Source organism: Pseudoalteromonas sp. SG43-6, assembly GCF_014164365.1.
GTDB lineage: Bacteria > Pseudomonadota > Gammaproteobacteria > Enterobacterales > Alteromonadaceae > Pseudoalteromonas > Pseudoalteromonas rhizosphaerae.
Window position 1 is genome coordinate 71,983 of sequence record NZ_JACJEZ010000021.1, and the last position, 10,933, is coordinate 82,915.

Below are 10,933 nucleotides of genomic sequence, written 5' to 3' on the forward strand. Positions count from 1 at the left end.
AAATAACATGTTTTTGTGTTTTTCATTCTAAAGAAGGAGGATTTTTTATTGAGTTGGAACAATACTGTTGGAGTTACAATAATAATTATTGTTTATGAACTAAAAAATTTTGGTTGGCATGGAATAAAGAAATAATTTATAAATTAGCAAACGAGAGATAGGTTATTATTGCACGGCTGTTGTTAAAGTGGTTTTTATAATAAGAAAGGCCACAATAGTGGCCTTAATTCTTTAGGATGTCGTTGGTTAGTGATTTCTAAATTCACCAACAACGTCATTTGAATGCTCTAGTAATTTACGACCTTGACGACTCGATTGCGTTAAAGCGATAAATAGAATATCAATAACAAAGTCTTGCGCAGTACGGGCAAGTATCGATGATAAACGGACTGACTCTTCTTCTGCCACAGAGTAAAGCCTAACATTGGCTTGATCAGCAACAGGATTACTACCAAATTTAGTGACAGAGATCACGTAACTGTCGTTCTTCTTAGCCTGCTTTACCACTTCAGCAATTTCTCTGGTAACACCCGATTCACTGATCGCAATAACTAAGTCGCCTTTTGCAAAGGTTGATACATAGGCGAGCTGCGCATGACCATCAGGTTCAGCTATTGCTGGCATACCTAACTTTTGCAGCTTATAAGAGAAGTCTTTAGCCACCAGGGCAGAGCCCCCTAAACCACAAATTAAAATTCGCTTAGCTGATTTTAACAAGCTAACAGCCTGTTCAATGGCTAGCGCTTCATTGAGGTTTTTTGTTTCAGTAAGCACAGCAAGTTTACTACTGAGTAGCTTTTCTGCTATTTGCTCTAGTGAATCACTTAAGGTGATTTTACCATGCAGTTTTGGTTCTGATGTTTCATCATTGAGTGCATCAATGACAGCCAGCTTAAATGCTGGAAAGCCTTTGTAGCCCAGTTTTTGCGAAAATTTTACAACGCTTGACTGGCTCACGCCGACAACTTTAGCCAGCTCTACAGACGAAAGATTACGAATAGCATTAGCTGAGTTCAATGTGAAGTCGGCTAGCTTAGCTTCGCTGCTCGATAGGGACTGACGTAAGGCTTTAATTTTTACAAATGTAGACATACTACCCGCTTATTTTTATATTTGGCGTATTTATAGCATTAATCGAAATAAATTTGTACTTATTCTAGGTTCAAATGTAACCATCTTAGTTTTTACTCTTGTTCCTGTGCGTACAAAAAATAAATTATTCCCAATAGCCGCAATTAAGTTTTGGAATATTGTTTAAGAATAATTGGAATAATATAGTTTTAATTATCTAATTTTACAACACCAATAGCGCGAACTAACAGATTTATTTGCTAGTCGCTTGGGCACTGTTTTTATGGTGAGATAAAATATCTTTATTTAATTTACTTGTTGAAATAAATTATTTACAAATCATTTTACTGTGATAGGGTTTGGTTTATACAACTCAAATTGAGTTGTCCAAACTATAATAACAATATGAGAACTGGGTTTATTTAATGTATTGTTTACTAAAAGCACATACCGCTAATCGTGGTTTTGGGATTGCGCTTATTTACTTTGATCAGCAATGAGAAGGCTATGACGTTTTTATCTTGGTTTAAAAAACTTTGTTTAGTTACAACTGCCGCACTTTTGACTAGTTGCGCTTCAACACCTTACGAGTTTACACAATCTGCCAATTACAGTCATCGTGTTAAGTTTTTAGTCATGCATTACACCGCTATTGATTTTGAAAAATCGATGCGTGCTTTAGTCGATGAAGGTGGTTTAAGTGCTCATTATTTATTACCAGAGTTAAATGATCCTAGCTACCCTGAGGATGAATTAAAAGTAATTCAACTAGTTGATGAACATGATAGGGCGTGGCATGCCGGGACAAGCTTTTGGCAAGGCCGTGAAGATTTAAATGATCAATCAATTGGTATCGAAATTGTTAACGTACCAAGCTGTCACTATCCCGAAGTTAAACCTGATGAGCAAATGGAAAATGACGCCTCAAAACTGTGTATTTTCCCCGATTTTGACGCTAAACAAATAGCGTTATTGATTGAGCTCAGTAAAGGTATTTTAGCCTGTAACCCTGATATTGGCCCAACTCAAGTTGTAGGGCACTCCGATATAGCGCCTACACGAAAAAACGATCCAGGTCCGCGCTTTCCATGGTATCAATTGTACCAAGCTGGTATTGGTGCATGGTATGACAGTGACACGGTTGATAAATATTGGCAGCAATTTAATTTAGTTAAACCATCCATTAGTTTAATGCAAAAAGCGTTACGTGGTTATGGTTATGATGTACACGTGACTAATCAACTTGATCCACAAACCCTTGATACATTAAGTGCCTTTCAAATGCACTTTTTACCTTGGCATGTAAGCGGTAATGCAGATGCGCGCAGCGCTGCGGTATTGTTTGCTTTGATGCAGAAGTACTTTCCGAAAAAAGCAGCTAAGTTAATGTTGCAATATCAACAACAGCAACTTGCCCCAGAACCGATTATTAAGCCTTTAGCAAATGCGCAGGTTGTGTTGCAGGTACCAAATCCTAATCCAAGTTCTCGGGCACTTGTTAATGACCGTGGTACATTTAAAGCTTATAAAGGCCGAGGCGAAATTATCATTGAAAATAACACCGTAACGAGCGCGGATATTTTTATCAATGGTGAAAAAATAAATATTGCTCAGCCACTTATGGCAAATAAGAGTTACAAATACAGCTTATCTAAACGGACCCACAACGGCACAAATACGTTCAAGGTTGAAAATGTGCAGCCTGAAGGGGCAAGTTTAACATTACGTTTTCCTTATCCAACTTTAGTAACTAAGCCCGTAAAGTCAGTGCAGTTTAATAATGTGGATAAATTGATCAACGAAGAAGTCGCGGCAGGGTTTCCCGGTGCCGTACTGGCAGTGATCAAAGATGGTAAGTTAATTAAATTAAGCCACTATGGAGATGCTAAAAAATACCTTGCTGATGGCTCATTATTAGAGCAGCCACAGCAGATGAAAAGCGATACATTATTTGATATTGCCTCTAATTCAAAAATGTTTGCCACAAATTTAGCGTTAATGAAATTAGCCAGTGAAGGTAAAGTTGATGTAGAAAAACCGCTATTTTATTACTTACCTGAGTTTCGTGGGGCGGGCCGTGAGCAGCGGTTAGTCAAAGATTTACTGACCCACAGTGCAGGTTATCCAGCGGTAGTTGATTTTCATCGTAAAGATAATAAGTTTGGTGAGCGATTCTTTTCACAAAATAGCTTACGTACTAAAAACTTATTACTGACAGGCGTGCCATTTGTTGCGGGTCGTAGCGTTAAACATTTATATTCAGATATTGATTACATGTTACTCGGTGTATTAGTGGAGCGACTTTCCGGGCAGTCGCTGGATAATTATGTTGAAGGGCAAATTTATCAACCGCTTGGTTTAACCCACACCGTTTATAATCCATTGCAAAAGGGCTTTATAAAAAACCAAATAGCTGCCACTGAGTTAATGGGAAACACTCGTGACGGACGGATCAGCTTTGATAATGTTCGTACCGACGTTTTACAAGGACAAGTACATGACGAAAAAGCATTTTATGCCTTAGGTGGGGTCGCAGGTCACGCAGGACTTTTTAGTACAGGTCAAGACTTAGCTGTGCTTGCGCAGTTATTGCTGAATCGCGGTGGCTATGGTGATAAGCAAATATTTACCCCGCAAGTATTAGAGCAATTCATTGCCCCGCAAGCCAGCGATGAAAGTTATGGTTTAGGTTGGCGTCGTGCCGGTAACGGTGCTTTACAATGGCATTTTGGCCCGTACGCGAGCCCACAAGCGTATGGTCACACTGGCTGGACGGGCACGGTTACTGTGATTGATCCCGCTTATGACTTGGCGATAATTTTGCTTACCAATGCTCGCCATACCCCGATTGAAGGGAATGAAACAGATTATGAATTTATGGGGAGAAAGTTTGAAACCGGTAAATATGGCTCAATTGTTTCGCTAATTTATGAAGCAATATTAAATAAGCATTGATCTAAATGGCAGTGTTCAGCTTATCGCTAATCGATTTAAGTTGTGTTTATTGACGAACAGATTAAGCTAATGAGTTTGTTCCAGCCTTTACAACAAAGGCCTGATAATAATTAGAGTGAGTCATAGACTCACCACAAAAAAGGTTACAGTATGTCTTGGTATTCAATTTTACCGCCACTAATTGCGATTTTGATCGTATTTTGGCGCAAAGAAGTCATTATGGCGCTACTTGTCGCTGTTGCTTCTTCAGAGTTTTTGCTGGCCTTGCAAGGTAACGGTAATACACTTTTTAATACATTTATAAATACCATAGAGCGCGTGGTGAGCGTAGCAAGTTCGCCAGGTAATAGTCGTATCCTAATTTTTAGTATCTTAATCGGTGCATTACTTGCTTACATACGCGAATCGGGCGGTGTTGCTGCAACGGTAAATGTGTTGATGAACAAAGGTGTGGCAAAGAGCAAACGCCAAGTGGGTTATTTAACCATGTTTTCAGGTATTGCGGTGTTTATAGAATCTAACTTAAGTGTACTGACTGCGGGTATTTTATCGCGGGGTTTATTCGATAAATTTAAAATGAGCCGTGCTCGCTTAGCATACATTATTGATAGTACCAGTGCTCCTGTGTGTATTTTGATTTTACTTAATGGTTGGGGGGCATACATACTTGGCTTGCTTGGTAATTATGAACTGTCAGAGTCGGCAGTCTCGGTGTTATGGGGCAGCATAGGCTATAACTTTTACGCCATCATCACCTTACTCATTGTGTTTTACACAATCTCGTTTGATAAAGTGCACGGCCCGCTTAAAAAGGCTGAAGAGCAAGTGGAATATCAAAAAACTGAGCTGCAAGAAGAAGTCAAAGGGACTAAAGCACGTTACATGTTAGTACCACTAATTACATTAATTGGTAGTATGGTCGGCTTTATGTATTGGTCAGGTAATGGTGATATTGCCAGCGGCAGTGGCTCTAAGTCGGTATTGTATGCAACTATTTTAGCTTGCGTTGTCGCCTACTTATTAATGGTAAGCTCTCGTCAATTTACTCACCATAAACTGGTTGATATTGGCTTTAAAGGCATGGGTGAGTTATTACCCTTAGTCGCGATTGTATTACTATCATTGACTCTCGGCGCCAGTTTAAAAGATTTAGGTACTGGCACTTTTGTTGCGGGCTTAGTGGGTGATTACTTACCTATTTACTTAGTCGTACCAGTGTTGTTTGTAACCGGTGCGGTGATCTCTTTCACAACAGGCACCTCATGGGGTACATTTGCAATACTTATCCCGATTGGTGTGCCATTAATTCAAGCGCTTGGTTTACCGCCGTCATTAGTGATTGCGGCAATTTTAGGGGGCGGCGTATTTGGCGATCATTGCTCGCCAATATCAGATACCAGTGCGGTGTCGGCAATTGCCTCAGGCTGTGACTTACTTACTCACGTTAAAACGCAAATGCCGTATGCATTATTCGCGGGTGGCTTAACGTTTGTTGCTTACCTAGTTACGAGCATTATTGTGTTGTAAAGAGTTAGCGAGCTTGCGAGAGTAAAGTTAGCTAGTCAGCGAAAAGCCTGCAAATTTGCAGGCTTTTTTATTGCTGAATTAACTTTTTATATTTGGCAGGGGGTATTTGTAAAATAGCGTTGAACTCATTGTTTAGGTGAGATTGATCGGAAAACCCGCACTCAAGGGCGAGTTGTGCCAAGCTTAGCTGTGGGTTTGCTTTTATAAGTTGTCTGGCTTGCCTGACTCTGTAAATACGTGCTAGGTGTTTGGCAGTGATGCCACAGGTGTTTTTAACGTAGCACTCTAATTGCCGCTTACCTTTAGGAGTGTGCTCGTAAGCAGTACTTAGTGGGGTAAGATTGATTATTTTATGGATCAGTTTTTGTGTGTGCTCAATAGCCTAATGGTGTATTTTTGGTGCATTGAGGTGCGCTGACAACAAATCAATAAACGAATCTAAGTTAGCATATTGGTCAAGCGCCTGTGCTAAACCTGTTAAGGTTGCAGGCGCCACAAGCGAATGATTTACCTTTTGTAAATGGGCAAGTCCAGTGGGTTTAAACCGGATCCCACAAAAAACGGAGTCAGCAGTAAACGTTATTTTTGCTGACTGTGTTGATATGGTTTGCATGAAATAGGGGAATTTAATGGTTTTCCAGCTAAATTAAGACGCCCAGATAGCAAAAATATAACGCCTTTTGCGCCATCGCAGGGGAGCCAACTCTCCCCTGAAGATTGGGCGCTTGCAAACCAAACTGCTTGTACATAATCAGCGATATCGCCCGTTGGGCTGTAAATAGTTTATCGTTCATTAAACTCGACTGTCGGTTTAAACATTTTCACCATACGATTCCAGCTATTTATAGCATTAATTGCTACGGTGAGGGTAACTAAACTTGGTTGATCAAATAATGCTGAAAGTGTTTGGTAAAAGTCATCATCAATGTTCTGTGACAAAGTCAACTTCTCGCAAAGCGCTAATGCAGCACGTTCTTTATCGTTATAAAGTGGCGTGTCTTGCCACGCATTGAGGGCAATAATGCGGTTAATGCTCTCGCCATACTCCAGTGCTTGTTTGCTATGCATGGCTAAACAATACGCGCATTGGTTTAACTGTGACGCTCTTAGTTTTAGCAGCTCCCAAATTGTCACTCCAAAGGTAGCCTCGACTTTCTGTTTGATCAGTACTTCTTGATCAATCAAGTAGGTCATTAACTCGGGTTCGATATTAAAGTAATTCGCTCTTTTCATAATAGTTCCAAATCGATAAATAACTACTAGCTAGTTTATTGACGGATAAATAAAAAGAATTGTAAAAAAACGACTTTTTGATTTGTTTTTAGTGTAGTCGTACCTCGCTAAAGACTTATCATACTATTACACAATAATAAAACGGTATAAGTCGCTGATATATTATATTTACACCCTAAAATTAGCGAATTTCAATACTAATTTAGCTCTTAAGCTTTAAAAAGCTCACATCGACAATGACGTTAATTTACTTTTATTTAACAATCAACTTTATTTGTAATATAAATGATCCTAATATAAGTGCGCAAACGATAATTATTAACCGTTTGTACTTAAGTGCAGGATTCGCATTTTACAAAACACCATTCAAGGAATGGCATAAATTGGAGCAAAAGAATGAGCGTTATGACAACACTGATACAACGGAAAAAGACTTTGTTTTTACTTCTGTTATCTACTTGTAGCTTTGCTACATTGGCAGAAAATTGTACAACTATGCCCACCTCAGGTGGGATTTACTCTGTAATTAACCGTGGCTCTAGCTTGGCATTAGATGTAAATACGTCTGATACTAGTGGCGCACCGGATGTAATTAGCTATCAATATTGGGGTGGTGCAAACCAGAAGTTTGCTTTCACTAAAGGCAGTGATGGTTACTGGACTATTCGTTCGCAACATAATAACCAAGTACTTGATGTACTCAATTCGTCACAGTCTAATGGCGCTAATATTGTGGTGTATGACGATTGGCAAGGTGATAATCAGCGCTGGCAGCTGAAGGTGTCTTCATCGGGTGGCTTTAATATTGTTAATAAACTTACGCAAAAGTCATTAACTGTGGCGGGTTCGCAAAACGGTGCCAATGTGTATCAAAATGATGATGCGGGTGGCAGTTCACAGCGCTGGTATATCAACCCTGTTTCAGGTAGTTGTGGTAGCAGTAGTGGTGGCGGTCAAACAACAGCTGGTTTAATTGGTTTTGCAGCACAACCAGGTAATGATGGCCTTGCAACTACAACCGGCGGCGGTAATGTATCTCCTACTATTGTAACTAGCTGCAGTGCGTTAACAGCCGCATTAAACTCAATATCAACTGCGGTTATTCAAGTTCCTAACAATACAACGATTAACTGCCATACGGCAAACCGAACTGTTGCAGCATGTCCACTCGATTGTGGCACATGGGGCGATTACGGTAAAACCTGGTATCGCTTACCGGTTGGTAACCAAAGTTGTAGTGAATTAGGTAGCAGCTCCAACAACACGGTTAACGTTACACGTAATGACTCTCGTCTTCGTGTTCGCTCAAATAAAACCCTTGAAGGATTAGGGAAAAACTCAAAAATCATCGGCGCAAGCTTAGTGATCAGTAATGATCGTAATATCATCATACGTAATATTTTACTTGAAGATATTAACCCTGCATTAGTTGAAGCCGGTGATGCTATTTCTGTTGATGACAGTAGCCACATCTGGATTGATCATATGGCGTTTAATAAAATTAGTGACGGTTATATTGATATTGGCAATAGCCAAAATGTCACTTTAAGCTGGAACCGCTTTTATGGTTATAATACGCAAGTGTGTGCTAACCAGCATTGGTATACGCATTTATTCAAAAACTCCCAAATAACGGCACATCATAACTTTTGGGATACAGCGGCAGGGCGCAACCCTAAAGTAGACGGCTACAATTCACGCGTTCATATGTTTAATAACTATTGGAAAAACATTACTTATTTTGCAATTAGTGCAGGTAATGGCGCTGAAGTATTAGTAGAAAACAATTACTTTGAAAACAGTGCAAAACCACATTGGAACCAAGGCTCAGGCTACTTTAGCGCGTCAGGAAATGTGTATACTGGTGTGTCAGCAACCGATCAATATCGCGACAATGGCGCTAACATCTTTAACGATATTCAGTTATACCCATACAGTTTAGACAATGCCAATAGCTTAGGCAGTCAAGTTGATGGCGGTACAGGGCCGCAGTAATACACCCAAACCACCTAAAAATGCAAAAAGCCCTCAATTTAGAGGGCTTCATCACATTGCTTGTATTACGCGTTAGATTTTACCATCAGGCACGATGCGGTAAATTCCCATACCATCAATACCCAGATATAAATCGCCATTAGGGTGGGTTGCAATACTGCGCACGCGGCCAGCACCTTCAAATAGCTTGCTGTGACCCGTTACTTTATTACCATCAAGTTCAACCAATACTAAGTGTGCAAACTTCATAGCGCCAACAAGCACATGACCTTGCCACTGCGGGTATTTGCTACTTGTAACAAACTCCATCCCAGAAGGCGCGATAGACGGCACCCACACCCAATCGGGTTGTTGCATACCTTCGCGGCTTGTTTCATCAGTAATTTTGGTACCAATGTAATTAATGCCGTGAGTTACTTCTGGCCAACCGTAGTTAGCGCCTGCTTTAATAATATTGATTTCATCACCGCCGCGAGGGCCATGTTCATGACTCCAAATGATGCCCGTTTCTGGGTGCATCGCCATGCCTTGTGGGTTTCTGTGGCCATAAGAGTAAATACTCTTACGTACGTTTGGCTGATTAACAAACGGGTTTGACTTAGGGATTGTGCCATCAGCATTAATGCGGTGAATTTTACCCGCATCGTACTCTAGGCTTTGTGGGTGAATATCACGCGCGCCGCGATCACCAATCGAAAAATATAAGTAACCGTCTTTATCAAACTCAATCCGCGAGCCGTAATGTTTGCTGGTTGTGGTGTTTGGCGTGCCGTCGAACAGCAGCTGCGAGTCGACTAGTGCCATATCTTTTAAGCGCGCACGCATAATGGATGTATTGTAGCCTTCTTCATCGCCTTCATAACCTGAGTAAGAAAAGTAGATCCAGCCATTGTCTTTAAAGTTAGGATCAAGCTCGATATCTAATAAGCCGCCTTGACCTTCCGCATGCATGTTAGGCAGCCCTGCAATTTTTTGTTCTAGCAGTTTGCCATTACGAATTAGCCTAAGCTCACCAGCGCGGTCTGTTACTAATAAATCTTGCTCGTTAAGCCACGCCATTCCCCAAGGAATATTTACCCCTTGAGCAACTAATTCAAGCTGATACTTATCAGCGCTTTTAGCGACAGAGATTTCTTGTTCCGCTTGCTGCACACACGCCTGCAAGGTAGATAAACTGACCATAGCAATAGCTAAACTGGTGTAAAAAGACGTCTTCATGATGACTCCACTTTATTAAACACGATGCATTTAGCGTAGCGTGTTCAAGGTTAAATTGTTATTAACTTTCACTAAAGTGCGACTACTTATGAGAAATGTAAGATAAATGACGGGAAAACATCGTGCTGGAGTGTAGGCGCTGAGCTTGCTGGCGCGTGTGGTGTGGCTATGGCTTCGTGCGGCGGGCGACGAGCTACGGCACAATCCTAGTACCTAGTCACTTCCTAGAACCTAGCCACTTTATATTGTAGGTCGTCCTTTAGGGCGAAAAAGTGAATATCACCACCGAGAGCACAAAGGCGCTTCGCGCTGCACAGAGCTTAAATATTGGTTGTAGGAGATGGCTTTAGCCACGAAGGGTTTAATACCAGTGATAAGTTCACCACCTTAGGCGCTAAGCTTGCTGGCGCGTGTGGTTTGGTTAGCTAAAGTGTAACGATAAAACCAATGGGGCGTTTAAACAGTAGGTCGTCCTTTAGGGCGAAAAAGTGAATTTCACCACCGAAAGCACAGAGGCGCTTCGCGCTGCACAGAGGTTAAATAGTGGATGTAGGAGCTGGCTTTAGCCACGAAGGGTTTAATACCAGTGATAAGTTAACCACCGTAGGCGCTAAGCTTGCTGGCGCGCGAGGTTTGGTTGGCTAAAGTGCAACGATAAAACCAATGGGGGCGTTTAAATTATAGGTCGCCCTTTAGGGCGAAAAAGTGAATATCACCACCGAGAGCACAGAGGCGCTTCGCTACACAGAGGTTAAATATTGGAAGTAGGAGCTGGCTTTAGCCACGAAGGGTTTAACAGCAGTGATAAGCCCCCTGTGTCAGGATAGTTGTCGCCTCTAACTTTTAATAGAGGCAGATAAAAATGAGACGTCGATTTACACAAGAATTTAAAGTTCAAGCGGTTGAAAAAGCATTATCTCAATGTGATGATGTT

General features: G+C 41.0%; 7 protein-coding genes. 3 read left to right on the forward strand and 4 right to left on the reverse strand.

Translation table 11 applies throughout. From position 1 onward, the window contains the following. Positions 1 to 246: 246 nt before the first annotated feature. Positions 247 to 1,092 carry a MurR/RpiR family transcriptional regulator gene (locus H5201_RS10865; RefSeq protein ID WP_145240869.1) on the reverse strand — a complete coding sequence of 282 codons (846 nt, stop codon included), beginning with the start codon at positions 1,090 to 1,092 and terminating at the stop codon, positions 247 to 249. 486 nt (positions 1,093 to 1,578) lie between these two features. Between H5201_RS10865 and pbp4b the strand changes: the two genes are divergently transcribed. Then, positions 1,579 to 4,026 (forward strand): penicillin binding protein PBP4B, encoded by a 2,448-nt coding sequence (gene pbp4b, locus H5201_RS10870; RefSeq protein ID WP_182784568.1) that lies wholly within the window; start codon positions 1,579 to 1,581, stop codon positions 4,024 to 4,026. 150 nt (positions 4,027 to 4,176) lie between these two features. Then, entirely contained in the window at positions 4,177 to 5,553 is a 1,377-nt protein-coding gene (locus tag H5201_RS10875) for a Na+/H+ antiporter NhaC family protein (protein WP_182718013.1), read from the forward strand. Between the two features lie 67 nt (positions 5,554 to 5,620). Here the strand turns inward: H5201_RS10875 and H5201_RS23560 are convergent, their stop codons facing one another. Together H5201_RS23560 and H5201_RS10885 are read right to left on the reverse strand one after the other, a co-directional pair. Next, positions 5,621 to 5,932, reverse strand: coding sequence for a helix-turn-helix domain-containing protein (locus tag H5201_RS23560; RefSeq protein ID WP_182739916.1), 312 nt, complete (start codon positions 5,930 to 5,932; stop codon positions 5,621 to 5,623). 404 nt (positions 5,933 to 6,336) lie between these two features. Further along, positions 6,337 to 6,786 (reverse strand): carboxymuconolactone decarboxylase family protein, encoded by a 450-nt coding sequence (locus H5201_RS10885; protein ID WP_182767623.1) that lies wholly within the window; start codon positions 6,784 to 6,786, stop codon positions 6,337 to 6,339. Between the two features lie 405 nt (positions 6,787 to 7,191). Here H5201_RS10885 and H5201_RS10890 point away from each other — a divergent pair, with 405 nt between their 5' ends. Next, positions 7,192 to 8,781: an RICIN domain-containing protein gene (locus H5201_RS10890; protein ID WP_259399683.1), complete on the forward strand. Its 1,590-nt coding sequence runs from the start codon at positions 7,192 to 7,194 to the stop codon at positions 8,779 to 8,781. 72 nt (positions 8,782 to 8,853) lie between these two features. Here H5201_RS10890 and H5201_RS10895 read toward each other — a convergent pair whose 3' ends face one another. After that, positions 8,854 to 9,999, reverse strand: a complete 1,146-nt coding sequence (locus H5201_RS10895) for a PQQ-dependent sugar dehydrogenase (RefSeq protein WP_182784572.1) — start codon at positions 9,997 to 9,999, stop codon at positions 8,854 to 8,856. Positions 10,000 to 10,933: the final 934 nt, after the last annotated feature.

What these genes read in the sequence shown, in the direction of transcription:
- H5201_RS10895 (WP_182784572.1), bottom strand. Translation starts at nt 9,999, where the DNA reads ATGAAGACGTCTTTTTACACCAGTTTAGCTATTGCTATGGTCAGTTTA.
- H5201_RS10890 (WP_259399683.1), top strand. Translation starts at nt 7,192, where the DNA reads ATGACAACACTGATACAACGGAAAAAGACTTTGTTTTTACTTCTGTTA.
- H5201_RS10875 (WP_182718013.1), top strand. Translation starts at nt 4,177, where the DNA reads ATGTCTTGGTATTCAATTTTACCGCCACTAATTGCGATTTTGATCGTA.
- H5201_RS10865 (WP_145240869.1), bottom strand. Translation starts at nt 1,092, where the DNA reads ATGTCTACATTTGTAAAAATTAAAGCCTTACGTCAGTCCCTATCGAGC.
- pbp4b (WP_182784568.1), top strand. Translation starts at nt 1,579, where the DNA reads ATGACGTTTTTATCTTGGTTTAAAAAACTTTGTTTAGTTACAACTGCC.
- H5201_RS10885 (WP_182767623.1), bottom strand. Translation starts at nt 6,786, where the DNA reads ATGAAAAGAGCGAATTACTTTAATATCGAACCCGAGTTAATGACCTAC.